The 19,274-nt window shown below is 52.7% G+C and carries 16 protein-coding genes; 6 read left to right on the forward strand and 10 right to left on the reverse strand.

Annotated features, from left to right (window positions below; translation table 11 throughout):
* The first annotated feature begins 608 nt into the window (after positions 1–608).
* Positions 609–3,113, forward strand: coding sequence for a PAS domain-containing protein (locus K4305_RS09615; RefSeq protein ID WP_331562196.1), 2,505 nt, complete (start codon positions 609–611; stop codon positions 3,111–3,113).
* A 152-nt stretch (positions 3,114–3,265) separates the two neighbouring features.
* Positions 3,266–4,096, forward strand: coding sequence for a serine O-acetyltransferase (cysE, locus tag K4305_RS09620; protein WP_331562197.1), 831 nt, complete (start codon positions 3,266–3,268; stop codon positions 4,094–4,096).
* Here cysE and aroC read toward each other — a convergent pair.
* The 6 genes from aroC to K4305_RS09650 form a co-directional block, all read right to left on the reverse strand.
* Positions 4,087–5,280, reverse strand: coding sequence for a chorismate synthase (gene aroC, locus K4305_RS09625; protein ID WP_331562198.1), 1,194 nt, complete (start codon positions 5,278–5,280; stop codon positions 4,087–4,089). The genes cysE and aroC overlap by 10 nt on opposite strands.
* Before the next feature lie 90 nt (positions 5,281–5,370).
* Positions 5,371–6,357 (reverse strand): porphobilinogen synthase, encoded by a 987-nt coding sequence (hemB, locus tag K4305_RS09630; protein WP_331562199.1) that lies wholly within the window; start codon positions 6,355–6,357, stop codon positions 5,371–5,373.
* A gap of 111 nt (positions 6,358–6,468) precedes the next feature.
* Positions 6,469–7,605: a sodium ion-translocating decarboxylase subunit beta gene (locus tag K4305_RS09635; RefSeq protein WP_331562200.1), complete on the reverse strand. Its 1,137-nt coding sequence runs from the start codon at positions 7,603–7,605 to the stop codon at positions 6,469–6,471.
* 6 nt (positions 7,606–7,611) lie between these two features.
* Complete coding sequence (locus tag K4305_RS09640) at positions 7,612–8,028, reverse strand: biotin/lipoyl-containing protein (RefSeq protein WP_331562201.1); 417 nt, start codon at positions 8,026–8,028, stop codon at positions 7,612–7,614.
* Positions 8,029–8,030: 2 nt separating this feature from the next.
* On the reverse strand, positions 8,031–8,402 hold the full coding sequence (locus K4305_RS09645; RefSeq protein WP_331562202.1) for an OadG family protein: 372 nt from the start codon (positions 8,400–8,402) through the stop codon (positions 8,031–8,033).
* A 12-nt stretch (positions 8,403–8,414) separates the two neighbouring features.
* On the reverse strand, positions 8,415–9,956 hold the full coding sequence (locus K4305_RS09650) for an acyl-CoA carboxylase subunit beta (RefSeq protein WP_331562203.1): 1,542 nt from the start codon (positions 9,954–9,956) through the stop codon (positions 8,415–8,417).
* A gap of 176 nt (positions 9,957–10,132) precedes the next feature.
* On the opposite strand from K4305_RS09650, the gene hisN reads away from it, so the two are divergent.
* Both hisN and K4305_RS09660 read left to right on the forward strand, forming a co-directional pair.
* Positions 10,133–10,906: a histidinol-phosphatase gene (gene hisN, locus K4305_RS09655; RefSeq protein WP_331562204.1), complete on the forward strand. Its 774-nt coding sequence runs from the start codon at positions 10,133–10,135 to the stop codon at positions 10,904–10,906.
* On the forward strand, positions 10,903–11,469 hold the full coding sequence (locus K4305_RS09660) for a hypothetical protein (protein ID WP_331562205.1): 567 nt from the start codon (positions 10,903–10,905) through the stop codon (positions 11,467–11,469). Before hisN ends, K4305_RS09660 begins: the two co-directional genes overlap by 4 nt.
* Before the next feature lie 35 nt (positions 11,470–11,504).
* On the opposite strand, the gene K4305_RS09665 is transcribed toward K4305_RS09660, so the two are convergent.
* From K4305_RS09665 to K4305_RS09680, 4 genes are all read right to left on the reverse strand, one after another.
* Positions 11,505–12,254: a uroporphyrinogen-III synthase gene (locus tag K4305_RS09665; protein WP_331562206.1), complete on the reverse strand. Its 750-nt coding sequence runs from the start codon at positions 12,252–12,254 to the stop codon at positions 11,505–11,507.
* Complete coding sequence (gene hemC / locus K4305_RS09670) at positions 12,254–13,195, reverse strand: hydroxymethylbilane synthase (RefSeq protein WP_331562207.1); 942 nt, start codon at positions 13,193–13,195, stop codon at positions 12,254–12,256. Before hemC ends, K4305_RS09665 begins: the two co-directional genes overlap by 1 nt.
* A gap of 25 nt (positions 13,196–13,220) precedes the next feature.
* Positions 13,221–14,492, reverse strand: a complete 1,272-nt coding sequence (gene hemA, locus K4305_RS09675) for a glutamyl-tRNA reductase (protein ID WP_331562208.1) — start codon at positions 14,490–14,492, stop codon at positions 13,221–13,223.
* A gap of 113 nt (positions 14,493–14,605) precedes the next feature.
* Positions 14,606–15,487 carry a cytochrome C assembly family protein gene (locus K4305_RS09680; RefSeq protein ID WP_331562209.1) on the reverse strand — a complete coding sequence of 294 codons (882 nt, stop codon included), beginning with the start codon at positions 15,485–15,487 and terminating at the stop codon, positions 14,606–14,608.
* Between the two features lie 175 nt (positions 15,488–15,662).
* Between K4305_RS09680 and typA the strand changes: the two genes are divergently transcribed.
* Both typA and K4305_RS09690 read left to right on the forward strand, forming a co-directional pair.
* Positions 15,663–17,489, forward strand: coding sequence for a translational GTPase TypA (gene typA / locus K4305_RS09685; RefSeq protein ID WP_331562210.1), 1,827 nt, complete (start codon positions 15,663–15,665; stop codon positions 17,487–17,489).
* A gap of 225 nt (positions 17,490–17,714) precedes the next feature.
* Positions 17,715–19,259: an IS1634 family transposase gene (locus K4305_RS09690; RefSeq protein WP_442880453.1), complete on the forward strand. Its 1,545-nt coding sequence runs from the start codon at positions 17,715–17,717 to the stop codon at positions 19,257–19,259.
* Positions 19,260–19,274 lie beyond the last annotated feature (15 nt).

The following is a 19,274-nucleotide window of genomic DNA, read 5'->3' on the forward strand; positions in this document are numbered from 1 at the left end:
TTTGTGATGTGCAGATATATCTATTGTATTGTGTATAGAAGGGATGTATTTATTTGTGCGTAAAATTGTTTTTATACTTTTTTGTCGGTATCGTTTTATTACATTCAGCACATGTTCCGCGCCCGCGGAATTAAGAGTAGAGCGGAAGATGGGGCTTCTGCTTGCTCGAAAGGCGGCATTTATGTCGCCTTTTTTATTTCTTTGTTGATATGAAATGTGCTATGTATGCGTGTTATTGCATACACTTTTCAGAGGTTTTCATGAGTGTTCGAACGAGGGCACCCCTATCCTGAAAAATCATTACTCGCCCACATTGCTGCTGCGTAGTCCCGACAGGCTTTCCTTTCGTCCCGCTCTCTGGCTGATTATGGCAAGAGGCTCGGGCGATACATTGAGATGAGCGTATAAATGTTTTTATTTTCTTGTTTTATTGGCCGACTTGCAGGAATGGTATATATTTGGTGTGTGCCTTTTAACGGTTTCCGTCAACCGGACAGTAAAGGGTCAATTTTTCTCCCCATGTTTATTCTGTTTGTTGCTGTTGTCATAGAGCATGGTTGCGTCATGCAGGAATGAGCTTCGCTCAGTAGATTATCTGTTATGAACTTATGAACGAACAATCTCCGGATCAGTTGCGGCAGTGCGGGTATCCTTTGCCTGGCGGGAGCCGGATCGAAACCGATCCGATCCATCACGATTATCAGGTGCTGCAGGCCCTTCGTCGTGTCAATCACCTGATCATTACCGAGCAGGATCCCTGCCGGCTGATTTCAAGGGTCTGTCAGGCACTTACCGGCACGCTTGAATATTTCAATGCATGGGCGATTCTTCTTGATGGTTCCGGTACCCTGCGTCATACGGCTTTTTCCGGTATAGGTGCCGCTTTTGAAAAAATGGAAGAGCAGTTGAGAAGAGGTGAGTTTCCGGACTGCGTCAGGGAGGTAATGGGCGGCAGGCATCATCTGATTGTCGAGGATCCTTCGGCCGATTGCCGGCAATGCCCTCTTTCGTCATGCTATAGCGGCAGATCGGGGTTTTCGGGTGTACTTGCTTGCGACGATATTGTTTATGGGGTACTTTCGGTTTCGGTACCGAAATCTTTTTCCCGCATATCTCGTGAACAGGAATATTTTTTCGAGCTTGTTCGGGATATCGGGTATGCGCTGCATAAAATCGATGAGGCGGGCAAGCTCCGGCTTGCCAACGATCTGCTCGAACGAAGTCAGGCTGCGGCGTTCATATGGAAAAAAAGGGATGCATGGCCGGTTGAATATGTTTCAGGCAATACGCTCGAGCTGTTCGGGTATCCGGCATCGGATTTCAGGTCGGGTCGGGTTTCTTTCGCTTCGCTTGTTCATCCGGAGGATCTGGTGCTTATTCTGAAGCGGGCGGAGAAGGCGTTCCTCGACAGATCCGTTACAACGGTTCAGCATGACGACTACAGGGTGATGCATGCCGACGGCGGTATTCGCTGGATCAAGGATATGACCACCATTCGTCGGGACTGGCAGGGAGATTATGTCAAGTGCGAAAGCATTCTGCTTGATATTACCGGCAACAAAATGGTCGAGGCGGAATTGAGAAAGAGCCGCGAGCAGTTCATGCTGGCCGTCAATGGAAGTAACGACGGCATCTGGGATTGGAGCCTGCGGGACGGTACGCTCTACCTTTCGCCGCAGTGGAAGCGCATGCTCGGTTATTCGGACGATGAACTGCCGAATGAATTTTCTTCATTTTCAGATAACATACATCCCGATGACCGCGCTTCTGTGACAGAATATGTTGCCCGTTACCTGAAGGGAGGCATCAGACAGTACAGGCAGGAGTTTCGCGTGAAGCATAAGGATGGCGGCTGCAGGTGGATTCTTGCGCGGGGAGAAGCTGTACGGGACGAACATGGCATTCCTTTCAGAATGGCCGGTTCGCATACGGATATTACCGAAAGAAAGGCGTCCGAGGAGATGCTTCGGGCCCGAACGCTCGAGTTCGAACATATTTTCAACAATTCACATATCGGAATCATGCTGCTCAGAGGGGGGAGAGTCTGTGTTCGCGGCAATCGGCGTCTTGCCGGGATTCTGGGCTACGATTCCCCGGATGAACTCGCCGGTATCGGCATGGCGCGGCTCCATCTGAGCATGGAACGGTTCGAGGAGTTCGGACAGGTGCACTATGAAAAGCTCACTGAAGGCGAGCAGTTTCAGGTTGAATACCAGCTGCGTCGCAAGGATGGATCGCCTGTATGGTGCAGCCTCTCGGGCAAGGCGCTCGATCCGCAGGATCTCGACAAGGGGGTGATCTGGGTGATCGACGACCTTGAAAAGAGAAAGCGGGAGGAACAGCTGTTACGAGATGCCAACACGATGCTTGAAGAGGCGACGCGGAATGCAGAGAAGGCAAGCAGGGCGAAAAGCGAGTTTCTGGCAAACATGAGCCATGAATTACGTACTCCTCTCAATGGCGTTATCGGAATGACCGGTCTGCTTCTCGATAGCGGACTTACCGGCGAACAGAAGCAGCTGGCAGAAACGGTCGATTCGAGTGCGATGTCGCTGCTTCAACTGATAGATGATATTCTCGATATCTGTAAAATCGAGGCAAAAAAGCTTGTGCTTGAAATCGTCGATTTCGATCTTGCCGATCTTGTCGATGAGGTTGCCGGCGGCGTCGCATGCAACGCGCAGCAGAAGGGGATCGGGTTTGCTTACAGTTTCGGAGCCGATGTGCCGCTCCTTATGCGCGGCGATCCGGCCAGGCTCCGACAGGTGCTCAACAATCTTGCGGGTAATGCCGTGAAGTTTACCGAACGCGGGGAGGTTGTCATCAGGGTCGAGCTCGAGTCCTGCGATGCCGGTACGCTGCGGCTGTTATTCTCGGTCATGGATACCGGTATCGGTATATCGGCCGACAAGCAGCGGATTATTTTCGATCAGTTTACCCAGGCGGACTCGTCGACGACAAGAAAATACGGAGGTACCGGGCTCGGGCTTTCCATCGTTCGCCAGCTCGTCGCCTTGATGGGGGGAGAGATCGGGCTGAACAGCATCGAGGGCAGCGGATCTACTTTCTGGTTTACTGCGGAGTTTCAGATGCAGCAGGATCAGCCTGTATGATGCCGATTCGTTTCCGTGCATTAAGGATTGGTATTATCGGCTGAAACCTTTTAGTTTCCGATCTGCTTTCATTGAGTGCGCATGACGCGACGGCAATCGCCGCCGTGAAAGCAATGAGGATGTTTTTTCAAGGGATAGAAGTATAATGACCCATGCATGAAGATTTAAGAAATATATGGAAGGCGATCGTTGCCGAGGCAGCGAACGAATGCGGTCGCGATCCGGAAATCAGTATTTTTCTCGAGCAGCATATTCTGCGTTTCGATGATTTCGGCTCTTCGCTTGCCATGCTGCTTTCGGTGAAACTCGGTTCGAAGCATTTTCCGCCGCTTGTGCTGCAGGGGCTGTTCGAGGATTTCTATCGCCAGAGCCCGGAACAGGTCGAGTATGCGCTGCACGATCTCGTTGCGACCCAGCAGCGCGATCCGGCTGCCGTGCATTATTTTGAAATCATGCTTTTCCTGAAAGGGTACCAGGCGCTGCAGGCATACCGGCTGGCTCACTGGCTGTGGAAGAACGGCCGCAAGACAATGGCGTATTTCATTCAGAACCGGATGTCGGAGGTGTTTGCCGTCGATATTCACCCGGCGGCGGTTATCGGCAAGGGTATTCTGCTCGACCATGCGACCAGTCTGGTTATCGGAGAGACGGCTGTCGTGGACGACAATGTTTCGCTGCTCCACGAGGTGACGCTCGGCGGAACCGGCAAGGAGACCGGCGACCGTCATCCGAAAGTGCACAAATCCGTTCTTATAGGCGCGGGAGCGAAAATACTCGGCAATGTGGTGATCGGCGAAGGCTCCAAAGTAGGAGCGGGCAGCGTGGTGCTTGACGATGTGCCTCCGCATTATACGGTTGCCGGCGTTCCGGCCCAGATTGTCGGTCGCACGGAAGTTGCCGAACCTTCACGTGAAATGAATCAGAAGCTGGTCGATAAGGAGAAGGAAGGCCTGAGCGCCCGTCATGCCGGTCTTCAGGTCTGAAAGACTTCCTGCAGATAGCGCCGGTAATTCCGCAGCCGGCTGCTGATCTCTTCGAAATGGTCGCCTCCGAGTTTTTCAAGCAGCGCATTGGCTATAACCGGGGCGATAACGGCTTCGGCTACCACGCCTGCTGCAGGTACGGCGCAGGTATCGCTGCGTTCGAAACGGGAGAGCGTCGGCTGCATGGTCGCAAGGTCGAATGAGTGCAATGGCGAAACCAGCGATGAGATAGGTTTCATGGCAGCTCTCAGGTGTATGGTCTGTCCGCTCGTCATGCTGCCTTCAAGTCCGCCTGAACGATTGGTTTTTCTTTCGAGTCCTTTGCCGGGAACAAGGTGAAATTCATCATGAACCCGGGATCCCGGTTTGCAGGCATTATCGAAAGCTCGGCCGATTTCGGCTCCCTTGATGGCCTGTATCGACAACAGGGCCGATACAAGCTCGGCATCGAGCCGCCGGTCGTGCTGTACATAGCTTCCCAGCCCCATGGGCACGCCTGTAATGAAGATCTCGATAACGCCTCCAAGTGTATCGCCCTGTTGTTTGACATCATCGATAGCGGCAATGGCGCTGTGTTCGGTTGTGTTGTCGAGCATCCTGACCGGCGAGGCATCGGCCTTCAGGGCGAGGGCTTCGGCTCCGTCACGGAGCAGTTTTTCGATTTCAGGATTGTGCGCAGGTTCCGTTGCGGTACCGATGGAGGAAACATAGCTGCCGATTTCGATGCCAAGGGCCTTGAGAAATATTCGGGCCAGCGTTCCTGCTGCTACTCTCGCGGCGGTTTCCCTTGCCGAAGATCGTTCGATGACCGGACGGATGTCGTCGAATCCGTATTTTATTTTTCCGGCAAGATCTGCGTGTCCCGGTCTCGGAATGGTGATTTTCGGTATTTCCGTTACAGGATTTTCGAACCTTGCCATGGTGGCGGTCCAGTTCTCCCAGTCGCGGTTTCTTATGAGCAGGCTTATCGGCGAGCCGATGGTTTTGCCGAAACGGATTCCGGAGAGCACTTCGGCCTTGTCGCTCTCGATTTTCATTCTTCCGCCACGGCCGTAGCCCTGCTGGCGGCGCTGCAGCTGGGCGTCGATTTCCTGCTGCGAAACGGTAACGCCGGCAGGCAGGCCTTCGACGATTGCCGTGAGTGCGGGTCCGTGGGATTCGCCCGCTGTAAAGTATCGTATCATGTGTCGCTCAAGAGTAAAAAGGCCCGGCTATACCGATGGAACAGCCGGGCATATGAAAAATAACCTGTTTCAGCAATGGTGCGCTTTCTGTCAGCGGAGCTTTTTTGCGGCTTCCTTGGCGTAATAGGTGAAGATCATATCGCCGCCGGCGCGTTTCATGCAGAGCAGCGACTCCATCATGACCCTCTCTTCATCGATCCAGCCCCGTTCAGCTGCGGCTTTTACCATCGCGTATTCGCCTGAAACGTGGTAGATGGCTACCGGTACGTCGAAACGCTCCTTGGCGCGCCTGACGATATCGAGATAGGCAAGGCCGGGTTTGACCATGACGATGTCGGCACCTTCCATAATATCGAGTTCGATCTCCTTCATGGCTTCGTCGGTGTTGCCGGGGTTCATCTGGTAGGTGCTCTTGTCGCCGAACTGCGGAGCGGAGTGCAGGGCGTCGCGGAACGGGCCGTAAAAGCTCGATGCGTATTTGGCCGCATAGGAGAGTATGCCGACGTCGGAAAAACCTGCGTCGTCGAGGGACTCGCGTATAGCGCCGATACGACCGTCCATCATGTCGCTCGGAGAGACGAAATCCGCGCCTGCGTTGGCATGGGAGGCTGCCATTTTACAAAGCACCTCGACGGTTTCGTCGTTGAGGATGATGCCGTCCCTGACCAGACCGTCGTGTCCGAACGGTGTGAAGGGATCGAGAGCAACATCGGTCATGATGCAGAGATCGGGAAGTTTTGCCTTGATGGCGCGGATCGCTTCCTGAATAATCCCTTTATCGTTGTAGGCTTCGCTGCCGTCTTCGGTTTTCTTTTCGGGAATGCCGAAAAGGTCGATGCAGGTAATGCCGAGGTCCTGGAGTTCCTGGCACTCCCTGACGGCGTTATCTATAGAGTAACGGAAACTGCCCGGCATCGAGGAGACTTCTTCGACAATATTGTTCCCCGGGCAGACGAACAAGGGAAACACGAGATCGTTTACCGAGAGCGTGCATTCCTGTACGAGGTTACGGATAGCTGCCGATTTGCGGAGTCTTCTCGGGCGGTGGACAATATTGAGGAGATCGAGCTGGCTCATGATGGTTTTCAGGTTAGGTTCCAAAAAGCCTTAAAATACGAAAAGCCGTGAATTTCATAAAGTGCGGTGTCGTAAAAAAAGGGGTGAAATCCGAATAAACGATAACTGTATTTACATAAGAAAACCCAGCATTATTCCTGCCGCGACGGCTGAACCGATTACTCCGGCAACGTTTGGCGCCATGGCATGCATGAGGAGATGGTTAGTGGGATCGGCTTTCAGTCCTTCCATCTGTGCAACCCTTGCACTGTCCGGTACGGCAGAGACTCCGGCCGCACCGATGAGCGGATTGATTTTATTGTCATCTGAAAGAAAACGGTTCATGAATTTTGCGAACAGTACGCCGCCGGCCGTCGATATCATGAAGGACAGTGCGCCGAGCACGAAAATGAGCATCGATTGGGGAGTCAGAAAGGTTGTCGCCTGTGTCGATGCTCCGACCGTTACTCCGAGAATGATGGTGACGATGTCGATCATGGCATTTCTGGCCGTATCGGCAAGCCGTTTGGTCACCAGCGATTCCTTGAGCAGATTGCCGAAAAACAGCATGCCGAGCAAAGGAAGAGAACCCGGAGCGAGAAATCCTGTCAGAAGCAGCCCCAATACCGGGAAAAGAATTTTTTCCTGCCGGGTTACCGATCTTGGAGGTTTCATTCTGATTTTCCGTTCCTCTCCGGTTGTCAGGAGCCGCATGATCGGCGGCTGGATGATGGGTACCAGCGCCATATAGGAATATGCGGCGATAGCTATCGAGCCGATAAGCTCAGGGGCCAGCCTTGAAGAGAGGAATATGGCTGTCGGCCCGTCGGCTCCGCCGATGATGCCGATAGATGCCGATTCCGGATTGGTGAATCCCAGCATGAGAGCGCCAAGATAGGTCGTGAAAATGCCGAGTTGCGCTGCCGCTCCGAGCAGTATGAGTTTCGGATTGGAAATCAGCGTCGAAAAATCGGTCATTGCTCCTATGCCCAGAAAGATCAGGGGCGGATAGATGCCTTTTAGAACGCCCTGATAAAGATAGTTCATCACGCTGCCCTCCTCGTAGATGCCGAGCTGAAGGCCTGCATGTTCGAGAAAGGGGATATTGCCGATAAGTATGCCGAATCCTATGGGAACAAGCAGCAGCGGTTCATATTCATAACGGATGGCAAGGTAGATGAACAGAAAACCGATAAGGATCATGACGATATGGCCGGCGGTGACATTTGCGAAGCCGGAAAATTCGATGAATCTGAGAATTCCTTCCATGTCGGGTTACTCCATTTCTATGAGAATATCGCCCTGCATGACGTTCGTGCCGGTCGTTACGTTGATGGTTTTCACTATGCCTGATTTTTCTGCATAGATGTTGTTTTCCATTTTCATGGCTTCGAGGACCAGCAACGGCTGGTCGGGTTTTACCGTTGAACCGGGTTTTACGTTCACCGCGATAATCGTTCCCGGCAGCGGAGCTTTGATGAGGCTCAGGCCTGTCGTCGTAAGCGGTTCGGGGGCTTTTGGCTTGGGTGCGGTATAGCGGACCAGTTTCGGCGTTTTGGGAGTCTGTATCTCCTTGCCGAGTTCCACTTCGTACAGCGTGCCGTTTACTTCGATTTCCGCAAGGTTTTCTTCAAGGGATTTTATGTCGACCGTATAGGTGTTACCGCTTATGGTAAAGGTGTAGCGTTTCATGCTCAGCGCCCTCTGAAATGAATGACGTTATAAATCTTGGAGCTCCACGGAGAATAGATTCTCGCGGCTTTTTTTATGGTAAGCACGGCATTTTCATGGTCGTGCAGCTCGTGCAGGTAGAGATAGACCGCCATGGCGATTGCTGCGTTGACTTCACCGGTGACGGAGGTTCCCGCCTGTCTGGCTTTTTCGGGTTCCCCTGTTTTGATGAGCTTTCTTTTCAGGTTGAAAGCGAGGAGATGCGGGAGAAGACGGAATGCGAAGTAGAGCAGAAGCAGGGCAAAAAACACAACCGTGTATCCGGTTGCGGCCAGAATGAGGTTGTCGGCCTGGATTGCTCCTGTTGCGGGAAATATGGTTGAGATGCGATTCATGTTCCTGTAGGGTTACAATGGCAGCGTCGAGTGTTTTTTCAGAGGATTGGTGTCTTTTTTTGTTGCGAGCATCTGCAAGGCCCGGATGATGCGGAATCGCGTATTTCTGGGTTCTATGATGTCGTCGATATATCCGTATTTTGCAGCTTCATAGGGATTGGCGAATTTATCACGGTATTCGCTCTCTTTAGCTGCTGTAAACGCGGCTTTTTCCTGTTCGTCACTGAACGATTTGAGATCCCTGTTGTAGAGTACTTCAATAGCGCCGGATGGTCCCATGACCGCGATTTCCGCTGTTGGCCAGGCATAGTTGATGTCGCCCCTGAGGTGACGCGAACTCATGACGCAATAGGCGCCGCCGTAGGCTTTTCTCAGTATGACCGTGACTTTCGGCACGGTTGCCTCACCGTATGCGAAAAGCAGTTTGGCGCCGTTCGTGATGATGCCGTTGAACTCCTGGGCGCTTCCCGGAAGGAATCCCGGAACATCGACGAGGGTGACGATAGGTATGTTGAACGCGTCGCAGAACCTTACGAATCTTGCGCCCTTGCGCGATGCGTCGTTGTCGAGACATCCTGCCAGATAGTTCGGCTGGTTGGCGACAATGCCGGTGGAAATGCCGTTGAAGGTGACGAAGCCCGTTACGATATTTCGTGCATACTGGCGGTGAACCTCAAGAAATTCCGCATTATCGGCGATAGCGTGAATGACGTCCTTTACGTCGTAAGGCGTCGAAGGTTTTTCCGGTATGATGGTGTTCAGTTCGTCGATCAGCCTGTCCGGGGGATCGTCGCAGAATGCGAGCGGAGGGTCTTCAAGGTTATTCTGTGGCAGATAGCTCAGCAGTTTTTTGATCAGCAGAATGGATTCTTCCTCGTCAGCTCCGACAAAATGGGTGACGCCCGATTTTGTCGCATGAACCGAAGCCCCCCCGAGATCTTCCTCGGAAATCGATTCGCCGGTAACCGTTTTAACGACTTTCGGGCCGGTTACGAACATGTAGCTGGTTTTTTCGGCCATGACGACAAAATCGGTCAGTGCGGGGGAGTAGACAGCGCCGCCTGCACAAGGGCCGAAAATGGCTGATATCTGAGGAATGACGCCGGACGCCATGATATTGCGCTGGAAAATGCTCGCATAGCCGGCCAGGCTTCGTACTCCTTCCTGGATGCGGGCTCCGCCGCTGTCGTTGATGCCGATGAGCGGGGCTCCCGCCTTCATGGCGCGGTCCATCACCTTGCAGATTTTTTTTGCGTTGGTCTCTGAAAGGGAACCGCCGAAAATCGTGAAATCCTGCGAGAATACATAGACAGGACGACCTGAGATGGTGCCGTGGCCGGTGATGACGCCATCGGTGAGATAGTGTTCGTTTCCAAGTCCGAAATCGGTTGTACGGTGCGTGACGAACATATCGTATTCTTCGAAAGAGCCTTCGTCAAGCAGCAGGTCTATTCTTTCCCGTGCAGTCAGCTTGCCTTTATGGTGTTGCGCGGCAATACGCTTTTCTCCTCCTCCGAGTCGGGCTTTCTCTCTCTCGGCAAGTAGTCGTTTCATGAGGTGGTGTTGGGATAGTGACTGTTTTCAGCAGTTATTTATGAGTCTGAGGCGTTTATTGCCCCGAACCTGAATATTCTCTGGAAGATAGAAAATGTTGCGATAGTTTTGCAGTCCCCGGGATGGAATGTATTTTTATTTTTTTTAACACCTTATCATCCGAAGATTCCTGCCCGATGACTCCAGAGCTTCAACTTGCGCTCGATACAGCCGAGCGCGCCGGTCGTCTTACCCTTGACTTTTTCAACAGGAAAACGCTGAAGGTTTTTTCCAAAAGGGACGACTCTCCGGTTACCGAAGCGGACCGCCAGGCAGAGGAACTGATCCGATCGGCTATCGCATCCCGTTTTCCCGATGACGGCCTGCTGGGAGAGGAGTTCGAGGAAAAGCCATCGGATAACGGCAGGCGATGGATCATGGATCCTATCGACGGCACCCGTTCGTTCATTCATGGCGTTCCGCTCTATGGCGTCATGATCGCTCTTGAAGAGCATGGTTCCTTGCGGCTTGGCGCCATCAGCTTTCCTGCGCTCGGTCACCTTTTTTATGCCGAAAGCGGATGCGGGGCGTTCATGAACGGATCGCCGGTTTCGGTTTCCCCGATCGGCGGGATCGGAGAGGCAACGGTTGTTTTTACTGAAAAAGAGTACCTCCTCGATCCGCTGTCCGAACACCCGGTCGATCGGCTCCGCTCAGTTGCGGGACTTGTGCGGGGATGGGGCGACTGTTACGGCCATATGCTGGTGGCATCCGGCAGGGCCGAGGTTGCCGTCGATAAAATAATGAGTCCGTGGGATTGCGCTGCCGTCATTCCCATCGTGCTCGAAGCCGGTGGCCGCTGTTTCGATTACCGGGGAAAAACAGTTATCGACGGTCAGGGACTGGTAAGCTGCAATGCCGCTCTCGGCTCGTTGCTTCTTGACGCGGTTCGCAAAGGAGAGAGCTTATGATGCTGACGACAATTCTGCTGCTGCTGGCGGTTATTCTGCTCATCATAGTGATTGTCCTGCAGGTTACCGGCTGGCCTGAGGGAGGCCGTCATGAACCGGACGCCACAGGAAAGGAACTTCGGCGCGATCTTGCCGAATTGCGTGCCGAAATGATGCGGCATCTGCATGCGATACGGGGCGATATCGAAGACATGAACAATCCGGGTCGAACGATTTCCGGTCTTGTCGAGCAGACGGAAAGGATAACGGCGCTTCTTCAGCAGCAGACCGCTTACAACAGGAGAGGCCAGAAACGAAAATTCGACAGCGATGCGGCCGCAGATGCTCATATTGCATCCTGCGAATCATGTATGGAGGAAACCGTTCCTTCCGAAAGAGAGACGAAGTACGCCGTACGCCACGTACGCCAGCTCACTCTTTTTCCTGCCGCAACAGTCGGAAGCGAAGCTGATGCGGCCACGGAATCCGGGGACAGTTCCGAATTTATTTCGGTACCTGCCGCGGACATCGATCCGGATCTTGATCCGCCATACGATCCTGATGCGGATTCACGCGATTCCTGAAGCCTGATTCCGTCAAGGAGCAGTTGCGGCGGCAATCAGGGATGTGATTGCAATGCTTCGGCGATCGCTTTCGCAAAACTCGGGCCATCGAAGTATTCCGGTACGATATCGACTCGTACGCCGAGTTTTTGAAGGGCGGCGGCTGTCGTGGTGCCGATGGCTGCAGTCAGCAACCGTTCCGGAAGTTCGGTTGTGCCGACAGCTTCAAAGAAATTTTCGGCGGTAGAGGGGCTGGTAAAAGAGAGACAGTCGAGCTTTCCTTCCCGGATCAGTTGCCTGACGATTTCGGCATCGGCTGCTGAGGGTTTGACGTTTTCGTAAACCGTGATTTCCGTCAGAATGCCCCCGCGACGCGAAATGACTTCAGGAATGGTGCCGAGCGAAAGGCTTCCGCGAAGAAAGAGGAATGCATTGCCGCTGATGACTTCAGGCTCGATTTCGGCCATAAGGCTGACGGCATCGGCAATCTTCGGAACAGGTTCGGTCGCTATGCCATACCGGGCCAGATCGCCTGCGGTCGTTTTGCCGACAGCCCGGACCCTGATGCCGCGAAGTTTGTCAAGTTCTTCAGGTGCCTCTTCAAGCAGCCGTTCCATGAAAAAACGCACACTGTTCGGGCTGGTGAAAAATGCTCCGCTGAACGAAGAGAGATCCGGTACTTTCCAGCCCGGAACGGGCCTGATCTCGATTGTCGGAAAGACGAAGGAGGTCAGGCCGTACTGTTCCAGTTCCCTTACAAAAGTTTCCGCCTGATGTTTCGGACGGGTTACAAGTACGCTTTTCATCAGCAGGTCTTGCGTATTGCGGAAAGGATATTGTCTGCGCCCTGTTTGAGCAGTTCTTCGGCGAGCGCTATGCCGGCTTCTTCAGCCTGATCGGGAGAACTGAGGCCGGTACGCGTTATTTCATCGCGGATGCCGACGGTGCCGTCGACAGAACCTACGAATGCGAGCAGGTTGAGCGTGCCGTTTTTAAAGGAGGCGTATGCCCCGATAGGGATCTGGCAACCGCCCTGAAGGTGGCGCAGAAGGGCCCTTTCGGCTTTGCAGCAATACTCCGTGTTGGAGTGGTTCATGATTCTGACGATTTCTCTGGTCTGTTCGTCGTCGACGCGGGTTTCGATGCCAAGAGCGCCCTGGCCGACAGCCGGAAGCATGATCTCGTGAGGAAGTATTTCGGAGATTCGGTCGCTGAAGTTAAGGCGGTAAACTCCTGCGTACGCGAGCATCATCGCATCGAAGTCGCTTTCGTCGAATTTCTTGAACCTTGTGTTGAGGTTTCCGCGGATATCGCGGATTTCAAGGTCCGGCCGGAGACTTTTCAGCTGCGACATTCGGCGGAGGCTGCTTGTCGCCACTTTTGCGTTCGGGGGCAGATCGAGCAGTTTGGCGCCAGTTTTCGAAATAATTACGTCCCGAGTATCTTCACGTTCGGTAAAAGAGGTGATGATAAGCCCTTCCGGAGTGCTTGTCGGCACATCCTTGAGGCTGTGGACGGCAAGATCGATCTCTTTTGCAATCAGGTGCTTTTCAATGTCCTTGGTAAACAGACCCATATCGCCGATTTTCGACAGAGGAGAGTCGAGGAGCACGTCGCCGGTGGTCTTGATCAGCTTCAGGGTGATGTCAAGTTCGGGGAAATGTCTCGAAAGCTCGGCCTTGGTGAATTCTGCCTGCCACAGGGCGAGAGGGCTGGATCTTGTACCGATGATAAGCTGTTTTTTCAAAGCAGTTACAGATTTGAAGTGAGAGTTATTGATTTGGTTCTTCGAGATCGAAAATATTACGGACAAGATTCACCCTGCTGGGGATGGTATCGGATGTGTCTATCGGTGCCTTGAGCATCTTTATTGGATGGTGCAGGATCTTTTTCAGAATGCGGTCGGTAAGATGTTCCATCCGTCTGAGCTCTTCTTCGCTTACCTTGTAACGGTACCGTTCAAGCTCCTTTTCCTTGATTTCGATGAATTTCGACTGAAGATCGACAATGGTGGGGCGGACTTTGAGCGTATTGATCCACTGACCGAATGAAACGAGTTCCTCCTCGATAATGGACTGAACCTTGGGCAGTTCGGCCCTGCGGCGTTCGAGATTTTTGTCGATGATGTGCTTGAGGGCGTCGATATCCTTGAGGAACATGTTCTGCAGTTTCGAAATATCGGGATCGACATTTCGGGGCAGTCCGAGATCGAGAATGATAACGGGTTTCAGGCGGCGTTTCTGCATGCTCTGATGCATTTCCGCCTCTTTGAGAATATAATCCTTCGTGCTGACGGCGGTAATGATTATATCGAACTCGTGCAGGTGCTCCTTGTAGCCGTCAAATGGAAGTACTTTTCCTGTTCCAAGTTCTTCGGCCAGCGCTTCGGCTTTTGACAGGGTCCGGTTTGTGATTACTATGTTGCGGGCGTTTTTCTGGCACATGTGCTTTGCTGCCAGTTCTCCGGTTTCGCCCGCGCCGATCAGGAGTATTTTCTTCATCGAAAGGTTCGAGAAGATTTTCTGCGCAAGCTCTACGGCAGCATAGCTGACCGATACGGCGCCTTCCATGATCTTTGTCTTGGTTTTCACCTTCTTGGCGACGCTGAATGCCGTATGGCAGAGACGGGTGATGAGGATTCCTGCGGCCTGAACCTCTGCGGCGATCCGGTATGCTTCCTTGACCTGACCCAGAATCTGGCCTTCGCCGAGAATCAGCGAGTCGATGGCGCTCGCCACTTCGAAGAGGTGTCGGGCTGTGCCGCAGTAGAAACGGCTGAAAAAGTGCTCGGGCCTGACTTCCTTGCGGGCATCCTTGTATGCTATGAGGTATTCCTTGAGGTATTCTCCGGTCACTTCGGCGATTGCCGGTACGACATACAACTCCGTACGGTTGCATGTGGAAAGCACCATCGCTTCATGAGCAAGGCCGCTTGAGATGAGATCGGTGATGAACTCTTTATTCTGAACCTCAGAAAGAGCGATTCTTTCACGGATTTCAATGGGTGCTGTTTTGTGATTGACACCGACTGAAATGATGTTCATAGCAGGCTTGTTTTAAATGAGCAGATTAGGGTATATGCACGAAAATCTCTTGCGCTGCGCTGAGCGCAGAAAAACCTGTCCGAAGTTTAATATATCGCAAAAGGCTATAAATATCAAATGTAAGCGCTGTTGAAATAACGCTGTGCATTTTCAAGCACCAGCCCGTGAAAAGATGGCGAAAATATGGTCATCAGCAGGATCAGTGCCGTAATGAAAACGAAAAGGGCGATGAACAGATAAGCCATGTGCTTGAGATCCCATCCGGTTATCGGCCTTACGAAAATGCTTGCGCCATAGATTATCCAGATCGCGATCAGTGAAATCAGGCGGGGTTCAAGCAGCCTGATTGTTTCGCCTGATGCTTTCTGCTCGATGATGCCTGCGAACAGGGTTATGGAGAGAAAGATGAATCCGAACGCCACGGCATGCATGGTGAGCCTTTCAAGCACCTCGAGGCTCGGCAGTCGCTGAAAAAGGAGCTCGAACCGGTTTTTCTGGATCTGGCGGAAGAGAAGAAGATAGAGAATGCTGTAGAGTCCGGCGATTGCGATTGCGCTGAAACCGAAGATTGCCGCAATAAGGTGGACGCCGATGCCGAGGCCGCTGAATGCAGGACCGTATCCTGAAGATTGCGCGGTGAAAATCGACGATATGATCTGTGCGCCGGCGGAAAAGGATAGTACAAAAAAGCCGGTTTTGTCGCTTTTGGTGGTGAACTCGATAAAAATGTAGGTGATGGCCAGCGTAAGCGCCACCATGCTCATGATGTTGAAGGTGGAATAGCTCAGTTTGTAGCCTTCAAGGGAGGTTAGCAGTCCGAGGTAGACCACATGGGACAGGACGGTCAGCGCAAGGGCCGGCTGTTTGTAGCGTCCCGCCGGTTTGTTGTCCATGAAGAAATGTGCCCCGTAGAGCAGCGTTGTGACGATATAGAGCAGCGACACAAGCTGTATGAGAACGAACAGGGCTATATTGCTGTGTATGAAATGATCCATGACGTTGGTATGAGCAGGAGCTGTTGTTGTTGGTAAAACAAGGAGACGCCATATTTCGAAAGCCATTTCTGCCTTTGGACTTGAGGGCGCGAAGTTTATCGGCACGAAACACAGAAAAAAATGTATATTCGGGCCGTTACGAAATAAAATATACTTATTTGCAAAGATAACAAAGATGAGCAAGAGACAGGATATCAGAAATATAGCCATCATCGCGCACGTTGATCATGGAAAAACCACGCTTGTGGATTCGATTTTTCAGAAGACAGGTGTTTTCAGGGATAATCAGCAAGTCAGCGTCAGGGTGCTTGATTCAAACCCCCAGGAGAGAGAGCGGGGCATCACGATTTTTTCCAAAAATGCCGCTGCGCTCTACAAGGATCATAAAATTAATATCGTCGATACTCCCGGTCACGCCGATTTCGGCGGAGAGGTCGAGCGCATCCTGAAGATGGTCGATGGCGTTCTCCTGCTTGTCGATGCATTCGAGGGTCCGATGCCCCAGACCAAGTTCGTGCTTCGCAAGGCCCTCGAACTTCATCTGAAACCTATTGTAGTCATCAACAAGATCGATCGTCCTAATTCGGATCCCGTCAAGGTGCATGACCAGGTGCTCGATCTCTTTATCGCGCTCGGCGCGGAAGAGGAGCAGCTCGATTTTCCCTATCTCTTTACTTCAGCAAAGCTGGGCATCGCCAAGTACAGCATGGATGACGGGGATCAGGACATGAGCCTGCTTCTTGACATGATCATCAAGGAGATTCCGCCTCCGGACGGTGACGAGAATGCCGGTTTCCAGATGCTGGTGACCAGCCTCGACTACAGCGAATATATCGGAAAGATCGCTATCGGCAGGATCCATCGCGGAAAAGTAACTCCCGGCAGTCAGCTTGCGGTTGTCTCTTCAGAGGGAGTCATAAGCAAGGGCAGCGTCAGCAAGCTCTTTCTTTTCGACAAGCTGCAGCGGGTTGAAGCCCGGGAGGCTTCCGCCGGGGATATCATCGCCGTCGCCGGAATAGCCGACGCGAATGTCGGCCAGACGCTTGCAGCTGCGGATACTCCCGATATGCTTGAGTCGTTCGAAATCAGCAAGCCCACTCTTTCGATGCTGTTCTCGGTCAACGATTCTCCTTTTGCCGGTCAGGAAGGCAAGGAGGTTACCAGCCGCAAGATCCGCGAGCGTCTGATGAAGGAGGTTATGACCAATGTCGCTCTTACGGTCGAGGAGACCGAAAGCGCCGATACTTTCCGCGTTTCCGGCAGGGGCGAACTGCATCTGTCGGTACTTATCGAGACCATGCGCCGCGAGGGATACGAGCTTGCCATTTCAAGACCCGAAGTGATTCTGCAGGAAGACGTGGACGGCACGGTGCTCGAACCGGTCGAGCATGTCACTATAGACGTGCCCGAGGAGTATACCGGCGTGGTGATCGAAAAGATGGGCCGCCGGAAAGCCGAAATGGTCTATATGGGCACGTTGCGCGGCGGAATGGTGCGCATCGAGTTCGAAATTCCTACAAGGGGCCTTATCGGTTACAATCTTGAATTCACTACCGACACCAAGGGCGAGGGTATTCTTTCACATGTCTTTCATAACTATCAGCCCTTCAAGGGTAAGCTGCCTTCACGCGAGACCGGAGCGCTTGTGGTGACAGAAACAGGGGTTTCCGTGGCATACGCAATCGGAAGTCTCGAAGATCGCGGTACCTTTTTCATCTCTCCGAATACCCGTGTTTATGAGGGCATGATCGTCGGGGAGTCATCGAGGGACCTCGATATCACCATCAATATATGCAAGACCAAGAAACTGACGAACATGCGCGCTTCAGGCACCGATGATTCCGTCAGGCTTACTCCTCCCCGAAAGCTCTCGCTCGAACAGGCGCTCGAGTTCATCAACGATGACGAACTGGTCGAGGTGACTCCTCAGAGCATCAGGCTTCGAAAGAAGATTCTTGACGGGAATTTGCGCGCAAAGGCCGTTAAACGGGCCAAAGCGTAAGCGGTTCCGGGGCTCCTCTCAGAGAGAGGGCTGCGTGAAACATGAAAGCCTCATGTTCGGTACTTATGCCGGACATGAGGCTTTTAATGTTGATGGCGACGTTGTCTCCGTCCTGAGTTGTGCCATTTTTTAAAAATCCGCGGGTACCAGAAATTAAGTCATTATTTTATTATCGGTTAGCATTTTCTGGTTTCCGGGTTTTCGCACTAATGGTATCTTGCATCCATGCGCGGAGACTTGACAATCAGAACCGTTCGGACCAAGTCCGGAGCGACTGCCGTCCAGGTAGTCCAGAACAAAGGGAAGCAACGTTCTTTCCTCAAGCATATCGGCAGTGCTCATACCGAGCAAGAGCTCGAGTTACTGATGGCCGAGGCCCGACAATACGCTGAAACCCATTGCCGGCAGCCAAACCTCTTTGCAGAAACTCCAGCACCCCCGCCGCCACCATTATCGTTTCAGGACGCTTTTGCTCGCTCCACACTTGTCGGCGTCACTCATCAGTTTGCCCGCAGGGTCCTCTTGGCCTGCGCCCGGAAATGCGGCCTTGGCAACCTGCCCGAGCTGTATCTGGACCTGGCGCTCATGCGCATCATCGAACCAGCCTCGAAGCTGATGACGCTGGAGCTTCTCGAATCGCATTTCAATGTCCAGTATTCCAGAAGAACGCTCCATCGCATGTTGCCGAAGCTTCTTGAGCATCAAGCGGCGATTGAGAGCGCAGCGATTCAAACCGCCCGTGACGACATGCAGGAGAAGTACAGCCTGGTGCTGTACGATGTCACCACACTGTACTTTGAGTCTTTCAAGGAATACAACTTTCAGAAGCCCGGCTTCTCGAAGGACAACAAACCGATGCAGCCGCAGATCGTCATCGGCCTGATCACCACCCGATCAGGGTTCCCGGTCATGCACGAGGTATTTGAAGGCAACACCTTCGAAGGCCATACGATGCTGGCCATCCTGAAGCGATTCCAGGAACGGGTCGGCAAAACCAAACCGGTGATCATAGCCGATGCGGCGATGCTCTCGAAAACCAACATGCAAGAGTTGGAGAAGGAAGGGTACTGCTACATCGTTGGAGCCCGTTTGGCAAACACTGCAGCGGGCTTCATCGACCAGATCGACCGGAAACTGCCCCGTACCGACAAGGCCGTGAGGCGTTTCGACTATGGACACGCTGTCGAGAATGCTGCCATGATTTGTGAGTTCTCCGATGCCCGGTACAAGAAAGACAAGCGAGAGTTCGACAAGCAGGTCAAGCGGGCGCTTGTCCTGCTTGAAAAAAATGAGCCTGGCCGGAGAGCAAAGTTCGTCAAGAAGTCCAAAGAGAAAGACAAGCCGTTCATGTTCGATACGGCGCTTCAGGCCAAGACCGAGAAACTGCTCGGCGTCAAGGGCTTTGTCTCGAACATTCCTGAAGAAACGATGTCAAGCGCGGATGTGATCTCATACTATCGCGATCTCTGGCATGTGGAACAAGCGTTCCGCATGAGCAAGTCAGACCTGCAGGCAAGACCGATCTTCCATCGCACCCAAGACTCCATCAGGGGCCATATGCTCATCTGCTTCATGGGCTTGATGATGGGCAAATACTTGGAGATCAATACGAGGCGATCGCTACGGCAGCTCAGGAAAGAGCTCTTGAATGTACATGAAGCCCACATCCGTGATGAACAAACCGGCGAGGTTCACGTGATGCAGATGGATACCGATGAATTTGCTGGCAGCGTGCTCGGTAAACTCTTGGGTTCCGAACTTTCGCACTAATGGCACAACTCAGGA

This window comes from Chlorobium sp. (assembly GCF_036528655.1).
GTDB lineage: Bacteria > Bacteroidota > Chlorobiia > Chlorobiales > Chlorobiaceae > Chlorobium.

Coding starts and splice junctions, on each gene's coding strand:
- K4305_RS09615 (WP_331562196.1), top strand. CDS start 609: ATGAACGAACAATCTCCGGATCAGTTGCGGCAGTGCGGGTATCCTTTG.
- cysE (WP_331562197.1), top strand. CDS start 3,266: ATGCATGAAGATTTAAGAAATATATGGAAGGCGATCGTTGCCGAGGCA.
- aroC (WP_331562198.1), bottom strand. CDS start 5,280: ATGATACGATACTTTACAGCGGGCGAATCCCACGGACCCGCACTCACG.
- hemB (WP_331562199.1), bottom strand. CDS start 6,357: ATGAGCCAGCTCGATCTCCTCAATATTGTCCACCGCCCGAGAAGACTC.
- K4305_RS09635 (WP_331562200.1), bottom strand. CDS start 7,605: ATGGAAGGAATTCTCAGATTCATCGAATTTTCCGGCTTCGCAAATGTC.
- K4305_RS09640 (WP_331562201.1), bottom strand. CDS start 8,028: ATGAAACGCTACACCTTTACCATAAGCGGTAACACCTATACGGTCGAC.
- K4305_RS09645 (WP_331562202.1), bottom strand. CDS start 8,402: ATGAATCGCATCTCAACCATATTTCCCGCAACAGGAGCAATCCAGGCC.
- K4305_RS09650 (WP_331562203.1), bottom strand. CDS start 9,956: ATGAAACGACTACTTGCCGAGAGAGAGAAAGCCCGACTCGGAGGAGGA.
- hisN (WP_331562204.1), top strand. CDS start 10,133: ATGACTCCAGAGCTTCAACTTGCGCTCGATACAGCCGAGCGCGCCGGT.
- K4305_RS09660 (WP_331562205.1), top strand. CDS start 10,903: ATGATGCTGACGACAATTCTGCTGCTGCTGGCGGTTATTCTGCTCATC.
- K4305_RS09665 (WP_331562206.1), bottom strand. CDS start 12,254: ATGAAAAGCGTACTTGTAACCCGTCCGAAACATCAGGCGGAAACTTTT.
- hemA (WP_331562208.1), bottom strand. CDS start 14,492: ATGAACATCATTTCAGTCGGTGTCAATCACAAAACAGCACCCATTGAA.
- K4305_RS09680 (WP_331562209.1), bottom strand. CDS start 15,487: ATGGATCATTTCATACACAGCAATATAGCCCTGTTCGTTCTCATACAG.
- typA (WP_331562210.1), top strand. CDS start 15,663: ATGAGCAAGAGACAGGATATCAGAAATATAGCCATCATCGCGCACGTT.
- K4305_RS09690 (WP_442880453.1), top strand. CDS start 17,715: ATGCGCGGAGACTTGACAATCAGAACCGTTCGGACCAAGTCCGGAGCG.